The sequence below is a fragment of the Arthrobacter sp. NicSoilB11 genome (assembly GCF_019977375.1).
In the GTDB taxonomy this organism is placed as follows: Bacteria; Actinomycetota; Actinomycetes; order Actinomycetales; family Micrococcaceae; genus Arthrobacter.
The window spans coordinates 1894844-1913651 of record NZ_AP024657.1 but is presented as its reverse complement, the minus strand read 5'-3'; the positions used below and the strand labels follow the sequence as shown (position 1 = coordinate 1913651).

Here is an 18808-nt window from a genome sequence, read left to right as displayed (position 1 = left end):
ATTGGTTAAGTTGTCTGCGAGGTGAACCCTCGATGCATCCTGCGGGACTGCGGCCAGAGGACGGCGGCTAGAGGACGGCGATGGCCCGGTCCGTCGGTGCTACGGGAGCGGGAAGGATCGTGCTTCCCATCAGGTACTTGTCAACGGCGGCAGCGGCGGCACGTCCCTCGGCGATGGCCCACACGATCAGGGACTGCCCGCGGCCGGCGTCACCGGCAACAAACACGCCCTCGGTGTTGGTCATGTAGTAGCCGTCGCGGGCCACGTTGCCGCGGCCGTCGAATTCGGCGTGCACCTGTTCGGTGATGCCGGCAGGCTCGGCACCGGTGAAGCCGAGGGACAGGAACACCAGGTCCGCCGGGATGATCCGCTCGGTGCCGGCCTTGGGGAGGCGCTTGCCGTCAACGAACTCGGTCTCCGCCACCTTCACGCCGGTCAGCTTGCCGTTCTCGCCAACGAACTCGACCGTGGACGCGAGGTAGGTGCGTTCGCCGCCTTCCTCGTGCGCGCTGGCCACCTCGAACAGGGTGGGGAACGTCGGCCACGGCTGGTGGCTGGCACGCTCCGACGGCGGCTGCTTGCCAATCGCCAGGGTGGTCACCGAGGCGGCGCCGTGCCGGTGCGCGGTCCCCAGGCAGTCAGCACCGGTGTCGCCGCCACCCAGGATGACAACATGCTTGCCGTGGGCGTTGATCTGGTTCTCGATGGTTTCCCCGGCGACTGCACGGTTGGCCGGCACCAGGTAGTCCATGGCGAAGTGGATGCCGTCCAGGTCGCGGCCCGGGATGGGCAGGTCACGCGGAACGGTGGCGCCGGTGCAGACCACGACGGCGTCGTAGCGCCTGCGCAGCTGCTCCCAGGTGACGTCGGTCCCCACGGAGACGCCGGTACGGAAGCGGGTGCCCTCGGCCTTCATCTGCTCGACGCGGCGGTCCACCTGCTCCTTTTCCATCTTGAAGTCGGGGATGCCGTAGCGGAGCAGGCCGCCGATCTTGTCGTCCCGCTCATAGACGGCAACCGTGTGGCCCACGCGGGTGAGCTGCTGGGCGACGGCGAGTCCTGCCGGGCCGGAGCCAACCACCGCAACGGTCTTGCCGGTCAGGCGTGCGGGCGGCAGCGGGTTGACCCAGCCGTTGTCCCAGGCCTCGTCGATGATCGAGACTTCCACCTGCTTGATGGTGACCGCGGGCTGGTTGATTCCCAGCACGCAGGACGCCTCGCACGGCGCCGGGCAGAGCCGTCCGGTGAACTCGGGGAAGTTGTTCGTGGCGTGCAGGCGCTCGATCGCTTCCTCACCCTTGTCCCGCCACATGAGGTCGTTCCACTCGGGAATGAGGTTGCCCAGCGGGCAGCCCTGGTGGCAGAACGGGACGCCGCAGTCCATGCAGCGTCCGGCCTGGGCCTTCAGCGTGCCTTTTTCCTGCGCCTCATAGACCTCTTTCCAGTCCATGATGCGGACGGGAACAGGACGGCGTGGCTGGGTTTCACGCTGGCGTACTTTCAGAAATCCGCGTGGATCAGCCACCGGTCACCTCCAGGATTCGAGACCATACTTCTTCGCCGTCGGGGTCAAGGCCCTCTTCGATGGCGTCGAGACGGGTTTGCAGCACAGCCGCGTAGTCGCGCGGCAGCACCTTGGTAATGCGGGCAGCGGTGTCATCGAAGTTCTCGAGGAGACGCGCCGCCAGCTGGGAGTCAGTTTCTTCCACATGCTTGACCAGCAGGCCGTGGACGATGTCGCGGTCTTCGGCGTCCAGCTCGCGGAGCTGGAGTTCGCCGGACTGCAGGGCGTCCTTGTTGACCTTGGCAGTGTCCAGGTCCAGGACGTAGGCGGTTCCGCCGGACATGCCGGCACCGAAGTTGCGGCCGGTGCGCCCGATGATCAGCGTCTGGCCGCCGGTCATGTACTCGCAGCCATGGTCGCCAATGCCTTCGACGACGGCGGTGGCACCGGAGTTGCGGACCAGGAAGCGTTCGCCCACCTGGCCGCGCAGGAACATCTCGCCGCTGGTGGCGCCGTAGCCGATGACGTTGCCGGCGATGACGTTGGTCTCCGCCTTGAACACGTTGGTACGGTCCGGGCGGACGACGATCCGGCCGCCGGAGAGGCCCTTGCCCACGTAGTCGTTGGAGTCGCCGTAGAGCCGCAGGGTGATGCCGGCAGGCAGGAAGGCACCCAACGACTGGCCGGCGGTGCCGTTCAGCGTGATGTCGATCGTGTCCGTGGCCAGCACATCCGTGCCGAAGGTCTTGGTGACCACGTGGCCCAGCATGGTGCCCACCGAACGGTCGGTGTTGATGACGTCAACGGTGATCTTCACCGGGCTGCGGTCCGTCAGCGCTTCCGTGGCCATGGTGATCAGCCGCTGGTCGAAGTGCTTGTCCAGCTCATGGTTCTGGCCGGTCATGTTGCGCAGCGGCGCGTCGTCGTCGAACTCCAGGCCGTGCAGGATCGGGTCCAGGTCCAGGCCGTCGGCCTTCCAGTGGTCGATCGCCTCGCGGGCGTCCAGGACCTCTGCGTGGCCAATGGCCTCCTCGAGGCTGCGGAAGCCAAGCTCCGCCAGGATCTCGCGGACTTCCTCGGCAAGGAACTCGAAGAAGTTGACCACGAACTCCGGCTTGCCGCTGAAGCGGGCGCGCAGCTCGGGGTTCTGCGTGGCCACACCCACGGGGCAGGTGTCCAGGTGGCAGACGCGCATCATGATGCAGCCTTCCACCACCAGCGGAGCGGTGGCGAAGCCGAACTCCTCGCCGCCCAGCAGCGCGGCGATCACAACGTCGCGGCCGGTCTTGAGCTGGCCATCCACCTGCACCACCACGCGGTCGCGCAGTCCGTTGAGCATCAGCGTCTGCTGGGTTTCGGCCAGGCCGAGCTCCCACGGGACACCGGCGTGCTTGAGCGAGTTCAGCGGTGAGGCGCCGGTACCGCCGTCGTGCCCGGAAACGAGTACGACGTCGGCCTTGGCCTTGGTCACGCCGGACGCCACGGTGCCGATCCCGACTTCCGAGACCAGCTTCACGTGGACCCTCGCCGAGGGGTTGGCGCGCTTGGCATCGTAGATGAGCTGCGCGAGGTCCTCGATCGAGTAGATGTCGTGGTGCGGAGGCGGGGAGATCAGCCCCACGCCGGGGGTTGAGTGCCGTGTCCGGGCCACCCAGGGGTAGACCTTCTGCGCCATCAGCTGGCCGCCTTCGCCGGGCTTGGCACCCTGGGCCATCTTGATCTGGATGTCGTCCGCGTTGGTCAGGTAGAGGCTGGTCACGCCGAAACGGCCGGACGCGATCTGCTTGACCGCAGAGCGGCGCTTGGGATCGAGCAGGCGATCCACGTCCTCGCCGCCTTCACCGGTGTTGGACTTGCCGCCCAGCTGGTTCATGGCGATGGCCAGCGTCTCGTGGGCCTCCTGCGAGATGGAGCCGTAGCTCATCGCTCCCGTGGAGAACCGCTTAACGATGCTGGAGACCGGCTCCACTTCCTCAAGGGGCACGGACGGCCGGTCGTTCTTGAACTTGAGCAGGCCGCGGAGGGTCATCAGGTTGGTGGACTGGTCGTCCACGCCCTTGGTGTAGGCCTTGAAGATGTCGTAGCGGCGCTCACGCGTGGCGTGCTGCAGCCGGAACACGGTCTCCGGGTTGAACAGGTGCGGTTCGCCGTCACGGCGCCACTGGTACTCGCCGCCGCCCAGCAGGGGGCGGTGCGGCTGCTCGATGCCGCCCTCGGGGTAGGCCATCTGGTGGCGTGCGGACACTTCGGCCGCGATCACGTCCAGGCCCACGCCGCCCAGCTGGGAGTGCGTGCCGGCAAAGAACTCGTCCACCAGGTCCTGGCCCAGGCCAAGGGCTTCGAAGGTCTGGGCGCCGGTGTAGGACGCCACGGTGGAGATGCCCATCTTGGACATGATCTTCAGGACGCCCTTGCCCAGGCCCTTGATCAGGTTGTAGACGCCGTCCTGCGGGGTCACACCGGTGACGTCGCCGGCAGCGATCAGCTGCTCCACGGATTCCATCGCCAGGTACGGGTTGACGGCGGACGCGCCGTAACCAATGAGCACGGCCACGTGGTGCGTCTCGCGGACATCGCCGGCCTCGACCACCAGGGCAGTCTTGGTGCGGTTGGCGCTGCGCAGCAGGTGGTGGTGCACGGCGCTGACCAGCAGCAGCGACGGGATGGGTGCCCACTGGGCGTTGGAGTCACGATCGGACAGCACGATGTACTGCACGCCGCGGTTGATGGCACCGGAGACCTGCTCGCAGATCTCGGTGAGCCGGGCGCGGAGCGCGTTCTCGCCGCCTTCGGGCCGGTACAGGCCGCGGACCTTCATGGCCACGCGGTTGCCGTCGGCGTCCTCGATGTTGGCGATCTTGGCGAGCTGGTCGTTGTTGATCACCGGGAAGGGCAGCTGGACCTGGGGCTGGCGGACCTGCTTGGTGTCCAGCAGGTTGCCGTTGGGTCCGATGGCGCAGGTCAGGGACGTGACCAGTTCCTCGCGGATGGCGTCCAGCGGCGGGTTGGTGACCTGCGCGAAGGACTGCACGAAGTAGTCGAAGAGCAGGCGGGGGCGCTTGGACAGCACGGCCACGGGGGTGTCGGAACCCATGGCGCCCAGCGGCTCGGCGCCGGTGCGGGCCATCGGGCCGAGCAGGATCTTCAGTTCCTCGGTGGTGTAGCCGAAGGTGCGCTGGCGGATGTTCACGGACGCGGCAGTGTGCACCACGTGCTCACGCTCGGGCAGGTCGTTGAGGTCGATCAGGTTGTCCTTGACCCACTCCGCCCACGGGTTGGCCGCGGCAACTTCGGCTTTGACCTCTTCGTCATCGATGATGCGGCCGGCCTCGGTGTCCACCAGGAACATCTTTCCCGGGGACACGCGGCCCTTCTTGACCACCTTGGAGGGTTCGACGTCGATCACGCCCACCTCGGAGGCGAAGACGATCAGGCCGTCTTCGGTGATCCAGAAGCGTCCGGGGCGCAGGCCGTTGCGGTCAAGGGTTGCGCCCACCAGGTTGCCGTCGGTAAAGGACACGGCGGCGGGGCCGTCCCACGGTTCCATCAGCAGGGAGTGGTACTCGTAGAAGGCGCGACGGGCCGGATCCATGGTGGCGTGGTTTTCCCAGGCCTCGGGGATCATCATCATGATCGAGTGCGTGATGGGCCGGCCGGACAGCCACAGCAGCTCCGCTACCTCGTCGAACGAGGCGGAGTCGGAGGCGCCGGGGGTGCAGATGGGGTACAGCTCTTCCGGCGAGTCGCCCAGCAACGGGTTGGCGAGCTGGGACTGGCGGGCGCGCATCCAGTTCCGGTTGCCCTTGACGGTGTTGATCTCACCGTTGTGGGCAATGGTCCGGAACGGCTGGGCGAGCGGCCAGGACGGGAAGGTGTTCGTGGAGAAGCGTGAGTGCACGATCGCCAGCTTGGTCTTGAACCGCTTGTCCGAAAGGTCCGGGTAGAACGGCTCCAGCTGGGCGGTGGTGAGCATGCCCTTATAGACGATGGTGCGCGAGGACAGCGAGGGGAAGTACACGCCGAACTTGTTCTGGGCACGCTTGCGGATGCGCCAGGCGCGCGAGTCGAGCTCGTTGCGGTCCAGTTCCTCGCCGTTGGCGGATGCCAGGAAGGGCTGGGAGAAGTAGGGCATGCAGGCGCGGGCCATGGCGCCCACGAGGTCGGCGACCACCGGCACTTCACGCCAGCCGAGGACCTTCAGGCCCTCATCGGCGGCCAGGCCCTCGATACCTGCCTTGGCGGCGTCGGCCTCGCGCTGCTCGGCAGGCAGGAACGCGGTACCGGCGACGTACTGGCCCGGTGCGGGCAGCTCGAACTCGGTGACCGCACGGAAGAACTCGTCGGGGATCTGCATGAGCAGGCCCGCGCCGTCGCCCGTGCCCTCGTCAGCACCCACGGCACCGCGGTGCTCCAGGTTGCGCAGGGCGGTCAGGGCGGCGTCGACAATGTCATACCCGGGTTCGCCGCGCAGGGTCGCGATGATCGCGAGTCCGCAGGCGTCCTTCTCCTGTTCCGGGTTGTAGAGCCCGGCGGCCTCCGGCATGGCTGCGAAGCGCTTGAACGGCGACATTGCAGTCTCAGGCTGGTCCGGTTCGGACCAGCTGGGAGTGTGAAGAGTTTGGGTCATGGGAGACGTCCTTCCTCCTGATCGTGCGTATGGAAGGGACACCGTTGGCCCCACTCGTCGGCGCCGCTGCGGTGGGCACAACAAAGTGTTGATTACTGGAAATTGTAGGTCAGCGCAGCCTGCTGAACTAACGGTTACGCAGGCCCCTGCCCGAGGCATCATCAGCCAGCAAATCCATGCTGGGCGGACGGTGCCCCATGCCACGACATTGTGGTTTTCGGGCGCTTCGAGCGGTGGCTCTGCTGCCCTGCCTGGCCGGCGCCCTACTTGCCGGTGCCGGCCTCCGGTGCGGGTCCTGTGGCTGTGCTGCCGGAGTGTCCGGCAGCCGTTGCATCCGTTCCGGGCTTTGAGCCCGCCGGTGCCGCCGCGGCTTCTTCCGTGGGGTCGGAAGCATGCCTGGAACCGCTGTGGTTATCAGGGAGATTACCACGCGAATCACTATCTGAGACAACATCGTCCGGATCACGGACTTCATGACTGGCCACGGAATCGGTTCCCGGTTCCACGGTTTTCTCCGCTCCGTGCCCCGGAAGGTACACGGTGTCCGGGTCCGTCCGGCTTTTGAGGCCCAACAGGATGAAGGCGACCAGGGCCGCCAGGAACACGAAGATGCTGGTCCACACGTTGAGCCTGGTGGTGATGCCGAAGATGGTGATCTGTTCGGCGTCGTCGATGCGCATTGCCTCGATCCAGACCCGGCCCAGGGTGTAGTACATGGCGTACAGCCAGAAAAGCCGGCTCCGGCGGAAGTTGAAGCGCCGGTCCAGGGCCAGCAGGATCAGGACGCCGGCCAGGTTCCACAGGGACTCGTAGAGGAACGTGGGGTGGAAGAGGGTGTCCGCGGGCATGCCGGCGGGGAAGTTGGGGTTCTCGGCGTCCACCTGCAGGCCCCACGGCAGCGTGGTGGGACCGCCGAAAAGTTCCTGGTTGAAGTAGTTGCCCCACCGGCCTATGGCCTGGGCCAGGAGCAGGCCCGGGGCTGCTGCGTCGGCGAATGCGCTCAGCTTCACTCCGCTGCGGCGGCAGCCGATCCAGGCGCCAAGGGCCCCAAGGACCACGGCGCCCCAGATTCCCAGCCCGCCGCGCTGGATCTGCGGGATCAGCGAGAGGTCTCCGGTGCCGTCGAACCCCGGGCCGAAGTAAGCGTCCGGTGATGACACCACGTGGTAGAGCCGGCCTCCGATGATGCCGAAGGGTATGGCCCAGATGACGATGTCCCAGACGCTGCCTTCAGGGGCGCCGCGCCTGGCCCAACGGACGGATGTGAGCCAGAGCCCCGCGACGATCCCCGCGAGGATGCACAGCGCGTAGGCGTGGATCCGGAGGCTGCCCCATGGCAGGGGAATGTCGAACCCGGACCAGTCCGGGCTGGGGATGCTGGCCGGCACCATCGTGGGTACCAGCGCGGCTGCCTGAAGGAGTGGCTGCATGTCCTAGGCCCCGGCTTCCTGCGCCAGGCCCGGTTCAGGCGCCAGGCCGGTGCTCAGGTCCTTGGTGAGGGCGGCGACGGCATCCACTCCCCCGTCGCGGAGGGCCGCCACCAGGGCGGTGCCCACGATGACGCCTTCGGCGTAGGCGGCGATTTCGCGGACCTGGTCCGCGGTGGACACACCCAACCCGACGCAGACGCGCTCGGCGCCGGCGCCGTGCGCTGCCGCCACAACGTCCTTGGCTGCGGTGCTGACGGAGGTGCGGGCACCGGTGACGCCCATGATGGAGACGGCGTACACGAATCCACGGCTGGCATCCACGGTCCGCTGCATGCGCTCCGCGGTGGAGGACGGCGCCACGAGGAACACACGGTCCAGGCCGTACTTGTCCGAGGCTTCCATCCACTCGGCGGCCTCGTCCGGAATCAGGTCCGGGGTGATCAGCCCGGCACCCCCGGCCTCGGCCAGCCGGCGCGAGAACTCATCCACGCCCATCCGGACCACCGGGTTCCAGTACGTCATGACCAGGACGGCGGCGTCGGTCCTGCTGGTGATGCCGGCCACGACGTCGAACACCTGGCTGACGTGGAAGCCCTTGGCCAGTGCCTCGGTGGTGGCGGCCTGGATGACCTGGCCATCCATGACGGGGTCCGAGTAGGGAATGCCGATCTCGATCAGGTCCGCGCCGTTTTCCGCCAGGGCAATGCCTGCGGCGATGGTGTCCTCCACACTGGGGTAGCCGGCGGGGAGGTAGCCGATGAGGGCGGAGCGTCCCTGGGAGCGCGCCCTGTCGATGGCTGCTGCCGACTTGCTGGTCATCTTTGCCCGGTTGGCCATTTCTGCACTGCTCACAGCTGCTCCCCCTCTTTGCCGATCTCGGATTCGGCGGAATTCTTGTCCAACAGGTCAAACCATTCGGCGGCGGTGGCCACGTCCTTGTCTCCGCGTCCGGACAGGTTGACGATGACGATCTTTTCGGCCGCGGCCGCCGGGTCTTCGGCAGCAAGCCGCTGTCCCACCTTGATGGCTCCGGCCAGCGCGTGCGAGGACTCGATGGCGGGGATGATGCCCTCGGTGCGGCACAGGAGGCGGAAGGCCTCCATGGCTTCGCTGTCCGTGATGGGCTCGTAGCTGACCCGTCCGATGTCGGCCAGGTAGGAGTGCTCGGGTCCCACGCCGGGGTAGTCCAGGCCGGCGGAGATGGAGTGCGACTCGATCGTCTGGCCGTCGTCGTCCTGCATCAGGTAGGAGCGTGCGCCGTGCAGCACGCCGGGCTTGCCCAGGGTGATGGTGGCGGCGTGCCGGCCGGTTTCGACGCCGTCGCCGCCGGCCTCGAAGCCGTAGATCTTCACGGAGGGATCATCCAGGAACCCGTGGAAGATGCCGATGGCGTTCGAGCCGCCGCCGATGCAGGCGCAGACGGCGTCCGGGAGGCGGCCCTCCTGCTCCAGGATCTGGGCGCGGGCTTCCTCGCCGATGACCTCGTGGAAGTAACGGACCATGGCCGGGAACGGGTGGGCTCCGGCAGCGGTGCCCAACAGGTAGTGGGTGTTGCCAACGTTGGCCACCCAGTCCCGGAGGGCCTCGTTGATGGCGTCCTTGAGGGTCTGGGATCCGCTGGTGACGGGAATCACCTTGGCGCCCAGGAGTTCCATGCGGGCGACGTTAAGCGCCTGGCGGCGGCAGTCCTCGGCGCCCATGTACACCACGCACTCCAGGCCCATCAGGGCGGCAGCGGTAGCGCTTGCCACGCCGTGCTGGCCTGCGCCGGTCTCGGCGATGACGCGCGTCTTGCCCATGCGCTTGGCGAGCAGCGCCTGGCCAAGGACGTTGTTGATCTTGTGCGAACCCGTGTGGTTGAGGTCTTCGCGCTTGAGGAAGATGCGCACTCCCCCGGCGTGCTGGGAGAACCGCTTGGCTTCGGTCAGGAGGGACGGCCTGCCGGAGTAGTTCTTGTTCAGGTCAGCGATCTGCGCACGGAAGTCGGGATCGTCCTTGGCCTTGTTGAAGGTCTCTTCAAGTTCGTCCAGGGCGGCGATGAGGGACTCGGGCATCCATCGCCCGCCGTAGTTTCCGAAGTACGGCCCCGGGGCGTGGCGGAGGGATCCGCCCTGCAGGAATGCTTCCGCGGTGTTGTTGTCAGCGTTTCCTGAGGGTGCGTCAGCCATCAGTCCTGTCCTGTTCGGTGGTGGTTGGTCAAAAAGTTGCTGTTCCGGCGGTGGCGGCCGGAATGGTGTGCTGTCCTGCGGGCCGGCGTGCCACGGGCCCGCAGGACGACGGTTTGGTGCGTTTCGTCAGCCGCGGGCGGCGATGGCGGCGGCACCTGCGGCAGTGAACTCTGCGATGCGTTCCCGGGGCGTGGCGTGGCTTACCAGTGCCTCGCCCACCAGTATGGCGTTGGCGCCGCTGCCGGCGTAGTGCGTGACGTCGGCGGCGTCGCGGACGCCGGATTCGGCAACCACCACGGCCTCGGCCGGAATCAGCCCCGCCAGTGCGGCAAAGACGGAACGGTCGACGTCGAGCGTTTTGAGGTTGCGCACGTTGACGCCGATGATCCGCGCGTTGGCGGCCACGGCCCGCTCGATTTCCTCTTCCGTGTGGGTCTCCACGAGCACGTTCATGCCCAGGTCCCGGCTGAGGCCGCTGAATTCGGCCAGCTGGGCGTCCGAGAGGGCAGCCACGATGAGCAGGATGAGGTCGGCGCCGTGCGCACGGGCCTCCCAGATCTGGTACTCGTCGAGCGTGAAGTCCTTCCGCAGCAGCGGGATGTCGACGGCGGCGCGCACGGCGTCGAGGTCGGCCAGGGACCCGTTGAAGCGGCGCTGTTCGGTGAGGACGCTGATGACGGAGGCACCGCCGTCGGCGTACTGCCGGGCGAGCGACGCCGGATCCCCGATGCTGGCGAGATCGCCCTTGGAGGGGCTGCGGCGTTTGATTTCGGCAATGACTTTCAGCTGTTCCCGGGTTGGGGAGGTGCCGCCGAGGGCTACCCACGCGTCACGGGCAGGTGCCGCGGCCTGGGTCAGGTCCTTCAGCTCAGCCAGGGAAACGAGCCGTTTCCTGGCCTCCATATCCTCCCTGACACCGGCGTTGATGTCGTCGAGAACAGTCGCCATCAGTGGCCGGAGTTCTTCAGCTTGCTGCCTTCGACGCCGTAGCCTGCCTTGCGCATGACGTATCCGAGGATCAGTCCGACGACCATGACAACGGCGCCGCCGATGAAGATGGGGGTGCTGGCGATGACGAAGGCGATGGCTGCGATGAGCGCGCCGACGAGCATGACGATGACGCAGGTCCACGCGGCCGGGCTGTTGCCGTGGCCCAGTTCCTGGCTGTGGTCAATGGCGCCGGGGGCAACGGTGCGGGTGCCTGACTTGGAAACGGACGCAGGTGCTTTGCTCATGGAAATCTCCTCAGGATGGATACTGCTTACATTCTGCCATTTTTTGGCTGCCGCCCGCGTACCGCAGAGCCTGCCGCCCCTGCCGGCGCCGCCGTCCGCCGGTCTTAGGTGGGGTCCTCGCCCCGGGAAAGCCGGTCCCAGCTGTCGATCTCGTCCACGGGGCCGGCCACCGCCGTGGCGCCGGCGGCCGTGGGTGCTGCCGCTCCGGCCGCGTCATATTTGGTGCGCGTCTTCCAGTAACGGGAGGCGGGCAGGATCAGCAGGGCTGACAGGGCGAGAAGGCACCCCGCGACGACGGCGAGCAGCGGGAACGGGGTAACGTCCACGTGCGCCTGGCTGCCGGAGACGCCGGTGGCTGCCGCGATGGACCCTTGCGCCGCGGCGAGCGGATCGGCCAGGACGGTGGCCGCTGCCGTCACCACGCCTGCGGAGGCAAGGACGATGATGGCCGTGATCACCCACCGGGCGATCCTGCCGGCGATGGCCGCTGCGAGCCCGCCTGCCAGGGCCACCAGGGCCAGGGCCGTCACCGTGGTGGCGGCCTTGCTGCCCTGCACCTGGATGGTGCTTTGGGCGGCTCCGGCCTGTCCCACCTGGTTGGGGTCCAAGGTGGCGGTCATCCAGGTCTGGGTGGTGGTGCCGAAGGCGGCCAGCGCCAGGAGGGTAATCAGCATGACCAGGGTGGACTTGCGCGCCCAGACCGGCACGGCCCGGGCCTTGCCGGCTTTGCCGGCCCTGGCCGCCGTATCCGCCTGTCCTGCCTTGGCCGCCTCTTCGGGGCGGCCTGCCGCCATGCCGGAGTCCGGCATCAGGAAGCCGACCCGTCGGGAAGGGATTCCGCGGAAATGTTGTGCAGCGATCCGGCCGTGTGCACGGCGCGCAACGGCGCGGCGGCCTTGTTGACCGTTTCCAGGGCCTCGGTGGGGTTCACGGAGTCTGCCACGATGCCACCCCCTGCCTGGACGTAGGCGCGTCCTTCGCGGATCAGGGCGGACCTGATGGCGATGGCCATGTCCATGTCGCCGGCGAAGTCGAGGTAGCCCACCACGCCGCCATAGATGCCGCGGCGGTGCGGTTCCAGCTCGTCCAGCAGCCGCAGGGCACGGGGCTTGGGTGCGCCGGAGAGGGTGCCGGCCGGGAAGGTGGCCTTCAGCACGTCATAGGCTTTGGCCTGCGGAGCCAAGCGGCCCACCACGGTGGACACCAGGTGCATGATGTGGCTGAAGCGCTCCACCTCCATGAACTGGGTGACGTCCACGGTGCCGGCCACGCAGACCTTGGAGAGGTCGTTGCGGGAGAGGTCCACCAGCATCAGGTGTTCGGCACGTTCCTTTTGGTCGGCGAGCAGTTCCTCGGCCAGGGCCTTGTCCGCCTCGACCGTCTTGCCGCGCGGACGCGAGCCGGCGATGGGGTGGGTGATGACTTCCTCGCCGGTGACCGTGACCAAGGCTTCGGGCGAGGAGCCGACGATCGAGTACTCGCGGCCCTCGGCGTCGGCCAGGCTGAAGATGTACATGTACGGGCTGGGGTTGGTGTTGCGCAGGACCCTGTAGACGTCCAGCGCGGACGCCTTGCACTCCATCTCGAACCGGCGCGAAATCACCACCTGGAAGACCTCGCCGTCCACGATCGCTTCCTTGCCGCGGTCCAGCGCCGCAAGGTATTCAGCCTCGTCCCAGCGTTCCTGGACGCTGGAGGCAAAGTCCAGGGCCGCCGGCGTCAGGACGGAGACCGGCTGCAACACCGGGGTGCTGATTTTGGCCAGGAGTTCCTTGACCCGGCGCACGGCGTCGTGCCAGGCCTCGTCAACGCGTTCGGAACTGTTGTCGAAGTTGATGGCGTTGGCGATGAGCAGGACCGTACCGTCCACGTTGTCATGCACGGCCATGGCGGTGACCAGATTCAGGGCCATTTCCGGCAGCTGCAGGTCATCCTCGGGCGGGCTGACCAGCCGTTCCCAGTGCCGGACGGTTTCCCAGCCGAGGAAGCCCACCAGCCCGGAGGTAAAGGGCGGCAGCCCTTCGAAACGGTCGGTGCGCAGCGCCTCCACGGTGTCTCGGATGGCGTCCACCGGACTGCCGCTGACCGGCACGCCCGCGGGCGGCTGGCCCAGCCAGTGCGCCTGGCCGTCCTTGGTGGTCAGGGTGGCACGGGACTTGGCGCCGATGAAGGAGTACCGGGACCAGGCTCCGCCCACCGCTGCCGATTCCATCAGGAAGGTGCCGGGCTGACCCTGCGCCAGCTTCCGGTACAGCCCGATGGGGGTTTCGGCGTCGGCAAGGACCTTGAGCCGGACGGGAATGACGCGGCTGTGGCCGGCAAGTTCCCGGAATTCCTCGAGGCTCGGGCTGATGGTTCCAAGGTCCTGCATGGTTATGCTTGTCCGCCTGTTCTTCGAAAGGGCCGGCATTGCCGGGCGCCTTGGTGTGCTTGCTGGAGTGGCCGGGGCTGTGGAGGAAGCCCGGCCGGGCAGCGTGTCCGCCTAGCCTGCGTGGCCTGCCACCACGTCGAGGTCCCTGCCGTCGAAGCAGGTGCGGGTGCCCGTGTGGCAGGCCGCGCCCACCTGGTCCACGCGCACCAGCAGTGCGTCGCCGTCGCAGTCCATGGCCACGGATTTGACCCATTGCACATGCCCAGAGGTATCACCCTTGCGCCAGTACTCCTGCCGTGAGCGGGAGTAGAAGGTCACCCGGCCGGTGGTCATGGTGCGGTGCAGCGCCTCGTCGTCCATCCAGCCAAGCATGAGGACTTCGTTGGTGTCGTACTGCTGCACCACCGCGGCCACCAGGCCGGCGGCGTCGCGCTTGAGTGCCGCGGCTACCTCCATGGGCAGCGGGCTGGCCGGGACGGATTCCCCGGACGACGGCGGCACGGATGCCACAGGCTGGGACACGGCGGATCCTGCGGTGGGGACGGGGGTTGGCTGCTCAGACATCGGGTCAAGTCTAGTGCCTTCACGTGCCCGTCCTCCTGTTGTGAACAACGGCACGCCACCTGCCCCGGCGCTGCTGCCCAACTCCGCGCCTGTCGTGCTAGTTTTCCAAGTGATGCATTTCGTCGAACCGTCCCGAGAAGTCCTGGCCGAAACCCTGCTTGCGGCCGGCCCTGATGCGCCCACACTGTGCAAGGGCTGGCGTACCAGGGACCTTGCCGCGCACCTTTACCTGCGCGAGCGGAAGGCCGCCGTCGGGCTCGGTTTGATCATCAAGCGCCTGGCCAAGGCCTCGGACCAGGCAACCGCCAAGCTGGCAGCCAAGCTGACCACCAACGAGGACTACGCCCGGCTGGTCAACACCTTCCGCGCCGGTCCGCCGGCGCTGTCGCCGATGAAGATCAAGGCACTGGACGAAAGTTCCAACCTGATCGAATACTTCGTGCACACCGAGGATGTCCGGCGGGCCGTGGACCGGTGGGCGCCCAGGGCACTTGATGAAGCGTACTCTGACGCACTGTGGGACGAACTGGTCAAGCGTGCCGCCATCCTCTACCGCGGCGTGGACCTGGGCATTGTCCTGGTCCGTCCGTCCGGTCCGCGGCATGTTGCCAAGCGCGCCCCCGTCTCGGTGGCGATCGTCGGCGAGCCGGGCGAACTGCTGATGCACGCCCACGGCCGGACACGCCACGCGCTGGTCACCTTCGAAGGCCAGCCCGACGCCGTCGCCCTCCTCCAGTCAGCCGAAGTAGGCCTCTGACCCAACTGGGTCGCAATTGTTGTCGTTATGAGCGTTCATAACGACAACAACTGCGAGTCAGTCGGGTTAGCGGACTTCGAAGCCGGCTTCCCGGATCGCTTCCTTGACCTGGGACATCATGTTGTCCGGTCCCCAGTGGAAAATCGAAGCCGCCAGGACGGCGTCCGCGCCGGCTGCGACGGCCGGCGGGAAGTGTGCGGGCTCTCCGGCACCGCCGGACGCGATGATCGGGACCCTGACGGCAGCCCGGACCAGCTTGATGAGTTCGAGGTCGAACCCGTCCTTGGTGCCGTCGGCGTCGATGGAGTTCAGCAGGATCTCACCCACCCCGCGGTCGGCCGCTTCCCTGGCCCACTCGATGGCGTCGATGCCGGTGCCGGTGCGGCCGCCGTGGGTGGTCACTTCGAATCCCGACGGCGTGGGCTGGGACCCCGGGCGGGTGCGGCGGGCGTCAACGGACAGGACGAGCACCTGGGAACCGAAGTGCCGGGTGATTTCGTCGATGACGTCGGGCCGGGCCACGGCCGCGGTGTTGATGGAGGCCTTGTCGGCGCCGTAGCGCAGGAGCTTGTCCACTTCCGCCACGCCGCGGACGCCGCCGCCCACCGTCAGCGGGATGAATACTTCTTCGGCCGTGCGGCGGACAACGTCGAACGTGGTCTCGCGGTTGCCCGAGGAAGCTGTGACGTCAAGGAAGGTCAGTTCGTCGGCGCCGGCGTTGTCGTAGCGGTGGGCGAGTTCCACGGGGTCGCCGGCATCGCGCAGGCCCTCGAAGTTGACGCCCTTGACGACGCGTCCGGCGTCGACGTCGAGGCAGGGAATGACGCGTACTGCTACTGCCATGGGGTACTCCTGGAGTCTGTGTTGGTTGCTGCGGTGCCGGCTCAGATGCGGCAGGCGTGGATGCTGCTGACCAGGATGGCGCGGGCGCCGAGGTCGTACAGTTCATCCATGATGCGGTTGGTTTCCTTCTTGGGAACCATGGACCGGACGGCCACCCAGTCGGAGTCGCGCAGCGGCGAGACCGTGGGCGATTCGAGGCCAGGCGTCAGGCCGGCCGCCTTCTCCACGAGTTCCTTGCGGATGTCGTAGTCCATCAGCACGTACTGGCGTGCCACCAGGACGCCCTGGAGCCGGCGGATGAGGACGTCGATTTCCTTGGCGGTGCCGTTGGCGGCGCCCCCGTTGCCGGTGCGGCGGATCAGGACGGCCTCGGATTTAAGGATGGGGTCGCCGAAAATTTCCATGCCGGCGGCCTTGAGGGTGTTGCCGGTTTCCACGACGTCGGCGATGGCGTCGGCAACGCCCAGGCGGACCGAGGATTCAACCGCGCCATCCAGCCGGACCACCTTGGCGTTGATGCCGCGTTCGGCCAGGTAGTTGCGCAGCAGGCCATCGTAGCTGGTAGCCAGGCGCTTGCCTTCGAGTTCCTCCACCTTGCTGAAGTCGCCGACGGGTCCGGCAAAACGGAAGGTGGAGCCGGCGAAACCCAGCGGCAGCAGCTCTTCGGCTTCCACGCCGGCGTCCAGGAGCAGGTCGCGTCCGGTGATGCCGACGTCGAGCGTTCCCTGGCCGACATAGACCGCAATATCGCGGGGGCGGAGGAAGAAGAACTCGATTTCGTTGTCAGGGTCCACCATGACCAGTTCGCGTGTGTCGCGGCGCTGGCGGTAGCCGGCTTCGGAGAGCATGGCGGAGGCGGCTTCGGACAGGGAGCCCTTGTTGGGGACGGCTACTCGCAGCATGGGAAATTCTTTCTGGGGTGGAAGGTCTGGGTTTTCAGGCAGTGCAGGCCACGGCGGGCCCGGCGGCAGTGCGCCGGACCGGTGGCTACAGATGCTTGTAGACGTCTTCCAGGGTCAGGCCTTTGGCGAGCATCAGAACCTGCAGGTGGTACAGCAGCTGGGAGATTTCCTCGGCCGCGGCTTCATCGGATTCATATTCGGCAGCCATCCACACTTCGGCTGCTTCCTCAACGACTTTTTTGCCGATGCCGTGAACACCGGACTCCAATTCAGCGACGGTGCGGGAGCCTTCCGGGCGGGTGGCTGCCTTCTCGCTGAGCTCAGCGAACAGCGTCTCGAAATTCTTCACGCCCTCCAGCCTACTTGGTGCAGCCGCAGCGGCGCTTCCCGGGCCGTTGCATGACGGGCGCGATGTGAGCGAATACACACACCGCGCCCGTGCAACAACCTGACGCCGGGTCCGGTGCTGCGCCTAGCTCCGGTACTGCTTGAGGACGACGGCGGTAGCCAGCGCAGCTGTCACGGCCTCATGGCCCTTGTCTTCCTTGGAGCCGGGCAGGCCTGCCCGATCCAGCCCCTGCTGTTCGTTGTCGCAGGTGAGCACGCCGAAACCCACCGGCACGCCCGTGGACACGCTGACGTCGGTGAGGCCCGACGTCGCGGCCTGGCAGACGTAGTCAAAGTGCGGGGTTCCGCCGCGGATTACGACGCCGAGGGCAACAACGGCGTCAAAGTGCGGTGCCAGCCGCGCTGCGGCAACCGGGAGCTCGAAGCTGCCGGGAACCCGCAGCACCGTGGGCTCCGCGATGCCGGCGTCCTTGGCGGCCCGGAGTGCGCCGTCCAGGAGCCCGTCCATGATCTGTGTGTGCCAGCTTGCTGCGATGATGGCCAGTTTCAGCTGCGACGTCTCGGCCGGGTTGAGGGTGCTGAGGTCGATGTCGGGGGCGCCGTGTCCACTCATGGGTTCTTGTTCCGTTCAGTCTTGTTCGTGGTCGAAAGGGGTTTCAGGGGCGGGCACGGGCACGGGAGCCACCCCGGTGTCCAGCAGCAGCCGGTGTTCCATGCGGTCCTTCTTGGTGCGCAGGTAGCGGATGTTCTGTTCGCGGGACGGCACCTCCGTAGGCACCATTTCCACGACCTTTACGCCCGCCTTGGCCAGCCTGTTCTGCTTGTCCGGGTTGTTGCTCAGCAGCCGCACCTCATGCAGGCCCATTTCGGCCAGGATCTGGGCTGCGGCCTTGTAGCACCGGGCGTCAACGGGGAGGCCCAGCTGCTCGTTCGCCTCAACGGTGTCGAAGCCGGCCTCCTGCAGGGCGTAGGCCTTGATCTTGTTGGCCAGGCCAATGCCGCGGCCTTCCTGGCCGCGCAGGTAGAGCAGCGTGCCGCCGTTGTCCCGGATCAGTTCCAGCGCGAAGGCAAGTTGTTCGCCGCAGTCGCAGCGGTAGGAACCGAAGACGTCGCCGGTGAGGCACTCGGAGTGCAGCCGCACCAGTGGTGCTTTACCGTCAGTGGGAGCGTTGGGGGAACTGACGGCGAGGTGTTCCACACCCGTCACCAGGTCCGTCCATGCCTGTGCCACGAACTCGCCGAAGGCCGTGGGCAACTGTACAACCGGCCCTCCGCTGACGGGATGGGGCGCTGCGCCGGACACCGTGTGGTGTTTCCGGTGGCCGTTCTGGTGGCTGTCGTCGCTGGCTGCCGCTGCCGTCATCGCTTCTCCTTCTCTTCGCCCGGCGTTACCCGGACATCCTCACGCTGGGTTCCCCCGGCCCCGGCTTCAAGATACGCCACCAGGTCCTCGATGGAGATCAGGGGGCATCCATGTTCAGCTGCGAACGAACGGAGCCCGTCCAGGCGCATCATTTCACCGTCGTCATACACCACTTCCGCGATCACCCCGACAGGCTCCAGGCCTGCAAGGCGGCACAGATCCACCGCGGCCTCGGTGTGGCCCTGGCGTTCCCGCACTCCACCGTCAACCGCGCGGAGCGGGAAAATATGCCCCGGGCGGGTCACGGATGCAGGACCGGCGTGCGGGTCGGCCAGAATCCGGGCGGTCAGGGCCCGGTCCGTGGCGGAGATTCCGGTGCTGACGCCGGTGGCGGCGTCGCAGGACACCGTGTAGGCCGTGCCTTTGGCGTCCTCGTTGATCACCGTCATGGGAGGCAGTGCCAGCGCATCCGCGCGGTCTCCGGTCAGCGGCACGCAAATGACGCCGGAGCTGTACCGGATGGTCCAGCCCATCAGGGCGGGCGTGGCGTGCTGGGCGGCGAAGATGATGTCGCCTTCGTTTTCGCGGTCCTCGTTGTCGACGACGAGCACGGGCCGGCCGGCGGCCATGGCCCGGACTGCGTCCTCAATGGAGTCCAGTCCCACGGCAGGCGCGGACGTCCGTCCGTCGGTCACA

At 67.3% G+C, this 18808-nt stretch carries 17 protein-coding genes; 1 reads left to right on the top strand and 16 read right to left on the bottom strand.

Translation table 11 applies throughout. The features are described 5' to 3' along the window. Positions 1–67: 67 nt before the first annotated feature. The 10 genes from LDO14_RS08870 to hisI form a co-directional block, all read right to left on the bottom strand. On the bottom strand, positions 68–1525 hold the full coding sequence (locus LDO14_RS08870) for a glutamate synthase subunit beta (RefSeq protein WP_056393678.1): 1458 nt from the start codon (positions 1523–1525) through the stop codon (positions 68–70). Continuing rightward, positions 1518–6131: a glutamate synthase large subunit gene (gene gltB, locus LDO14_RS08865; RefSeq protein ID WP_056393676.1), complete on the bottom strand. Its 4614-nt coding sequence runs from the start codon at positions 6129–6131 to the stop codon at positions 1518–1520. The genes LDO14_RS08870 and gltB overlap by 8 nt, the downstream gene beginning before the upstream one ends. Before the next feature lie 263 nt (positions 6132–6394). After that, entirely contained in the window at positions 6395–7561 is a 1167-nt protein-coding gene (gene lgt / locus LDO14_RS08860; RefSeq protein ID WP_223994843.1) for a prolipoprotein diacylglyceryl transferase, read from the bottom strand. A gap of 3 nt (positions 7562–7564) precedes the next feature. Next, complete coding sequence (trpA, locus tag LDO14_RS08855) at positions 7565–8398, bottom strand: tryptophan synthase subunit alpha (protein ID WP_134164449.1); 834 nt, start codon at positions 8396–8398, stop codon at positions 7565–7567. Positions 8399–8409: 11 nt separating this feature from the next. Next, positions 8410–9729, bottom strand: coding sequence for a tryptophan synthase subunit beta (gene trpB / locus LDO14_RS08850; protein WP_134164343.1), 1320 nt, complete (start codon positions 9727–9729; stop codon positions 8410–8412). Between the two features lie 126 nt (positions 9730–9855). Next, on the bottom strand, positions 9856–10677 hold the full coding sequence (gene trpC / locus LDO14_RS08845; protein ID WP_223994841.1) for an indole-3-glycerol phosphate synthase TrpC: 822 nt from the start codon (positions 10675–10677) through the stop codon (positions 9856–9858). Beyond that, positions 10677–10964, bottom strand: a complete 288-nt coding sequence (locus LDO14_RS08840) for an HGxxPAAW family protein (RefSeq protein WP_018770784.1) — start codon at positions 10962–10964, stop codon at positions 10677–10679. Before LDO14_RS08840 ends, trpC begins: the two co-directional genes overlap by 1 nt. 104 nt (positions 10965–11068) lie before the next feature. Then, entirely contained in the window at positions 11069–11773 is a 705-nt protein-coding gene (locus LDO14_RS08835; protein WP_223994839.1) for a Trp biosynthesis-associated membrane protein, read from the bottom strand. Continuing rightward, on the bottom strand, positions 11773–13335 hold the full coding sequence (locus tag LDO14_RS08830) for an anthranilate synthase component I (RefSeq protein WP_223994837.1): 1563 nt from the start codon (positions 13333–13335) through the stop codon (positions 11773–11775). Before LDO14_RS08830 ends, LDO14_RS08835 begins: the two co-directional genes overlap by 1 nt. A gap of 111 nt (positions 13336–13446) precedes the next feature. Then, a complete protein-coding gene (gene hisI, locus LDO14_RS08825) occupies positions 13447–13899 on the bottom strand; it encodes a phosphoribosyl-AMP cyclohydrolase (protein WP_018770780.1) in 453 nt (150 codons plus the stop codon). A 112-nt stretch (positions 13900–14011) separates the two neighbouring features. Between hisI and LDO14_RS08820 the strand changes: the two genes are divergently transcribed. Beyond that, positions 14012–14656: a TIGR03085 family metal-binding protein gene (locus LDO14_RS08820; RefSeq protein WP_018770779.1), complete on the top strand. Its 645-nt coding sequence runs from the start codon at positions 14012–14014 to the stop codon at positions 14654–14656. A 66-nt stretch (positions 14657–14722) separates the two neighbouring features. Here the strand turns inward: LDO14_RS08820 and hisF are convergent, their stop codons facing one another. From hisF to ribB, 6 genes are all read right to left on the bottom strand, one after another. Beyond that, positions 14723–15499 carry an imidazole glycerol phosphate synthase subunit HisF gene (hisF, locus tag LDO14_RS08815; RefSeq protein ID WP_018770778.1) on the bottom strand — a complete coding sequence of 259 codons (777 nt, stop codon included), beginning with the start codon at positions 15497–15499 and terminating at the stop codon, positions 14723–14725. Positions 15500–15540: 41 nt separating this feature from the next. Beyond that, positions 15541–16401, bottom strand: coding sequence for an ATP phosphoribosyltransferase (gene hisG / locus LDO14_RS08810; protein ID WP_018770777.1), 861 nt, complete (start codon positions 16399–16401; stop codon positions 15541–15543). 85 nt (positions 16402–16486) lie between these two features. Then, the gene (locus tag LDO14_RS08805; protein ID WP_009358176.1) at positions 16487–16750 is read right to left on the bottom strand and encodes a phosphoribosyl-ATP diphosphatase; all 264 of its coding nucleotides are present in this window, start codon (positions 16748–16750) and stop codon (positions 16487–16489) included. 123 nt (positions 16751–16873) lie between these two features. Beyond that, positions 16874–17362 carry a 6,7-dimethyl-8-ribityllumazine synthase gene (gene ribH / locus LDO14_RS08800; RefSeq protein WP_018770776.1) on the bottom strand — a complete coding sequence of 163 codons (489 nt, stop codon included), beginning with the start codon at positions 17360–17362 and terminating at the stop codon, positions 16874–16876. Between the two features lie 15 nt (positions 17363–17377). Then, a complete protein-coding gene (ribA, locus tag LDO14_RS08795; protein ID WP_018770775.1) occupies positions 17378–18112 on the bottom strand; it encodes a GTP cyclohydrolase II in 735 nt (244 codons plus the stop codon). Then, the gene (gene ribB / locus LDO14_RS08790) at positions 18109–18807 is read right to left on the bottom strand and encodes a 3,4-dihydroxy-2-butanone-4-phosphate synthase (RefSeq protein ID WP_166673073.1); all 699 of its coding nucleotides are present in this window, start codon (positions 18805–18807) and stop codon (positions 18109–18111) included. The genes ribA and ribB overlap by 4 nt, the downstream gene beginning before the upstream one ends. Position 18808 lies beyond the last annotated feature (1 nt).

Bases quoted from the DNA above. Each gene is read 5' to 3' on its own strand.
- lgt (WP_223994843.1), bottom strand. From the start codon at position 7,561: ATGCAGCCACTCCTTCAGGCAGCCGCGCTGGTACCCACGATGGTGCCG.
- LDO14_RS08830 (WP_223994837.1), bottom strand. From the start codon at position 13,335: ATGCAGGACCTTGGAACCATCAGCCCGAGCCTCGAGGAATTCCGGGAA.
- LDO14_RS08820 (WP_018770779.1), top strand. From the start codon at position 14,012: ATGCATTTCGTCGAACCGTCCCGAGAAGTCCTGGCCGAAACCCTGCTT.
- LDO14_RS08835 (WP_223994839.1), bottom strand. From the start codon at position 11,773: ATGCCGGACTCCGGCATGGCGGCAGGCCGCCCCGAAGAGGCGGCCAAG.
- LDO14_RS08840 (WP_018770784.1), bottom strand. From the start codon at position 10,964: ATGAGCAAAGCACCTGCGTCCGTTTCCAAGTCAGGCACCCGCACCGTT.
- trpB (WP_134164343.1), bottom strand. From the start codon at position 9,729: ATGGCTGACGCACCCTCAGGAAACGCTGACAACAACACCGCGGAAGCA.
- gltB (WP_056393676.1), bottom strand. From the start codon at position 6,131: ATGACCCAAACTCTTCACACTCCCAGCTGGTCCGAACCGGACCAGCCT.
- trpC (WP_223994841.1), bottom strand. From the start codon at position 10,677: ATGGCGACTGTTCTCGACGACATCAACGCCGGTGTCAGGGAGGATATG.
- ribA (WP_018770775.1), bottom strand. From the start codon at position 18,112: ATGACGGCAGCGGCAGCCAGCGACGACAGCCACCAGAACGGCCACCGG.
- hisF (WP_018770778.1), bottom strand. From the start codon at position 15,499: ATGGCAGTAGCAGTACGCGTCATTCCCTGCCTCGACGTCGACGCCGGA.
- hisI (WP_018770780.1), bottom strand. From the start codon at position 13,899: ATGTCTGAGCAGCCAACCCCCGTCCCCACCGCAGGATCCGCCGTGTCC.
- hisG (WP_018770777.1), bottom strand. From the start codon at position 16,401: ATGCTGCGAGTAGCCGTCCCCAACAAGGGCTCCCTGTCCGAAGCCGCC.
- ribH (WP_018770776.1), bottom strand. From the start codon at position 17,362: ATGAGTGGACACGGCGCCCCCGACATCGACCTCAGCACCCTCAACCCG.
- trpA (WP_134164449.1), bottom strand. From the start codon at position 8,398: ATGGCCAACCGGGCAAAGATGACCAGCAAGTCGGCAGCAGCCATCGAC.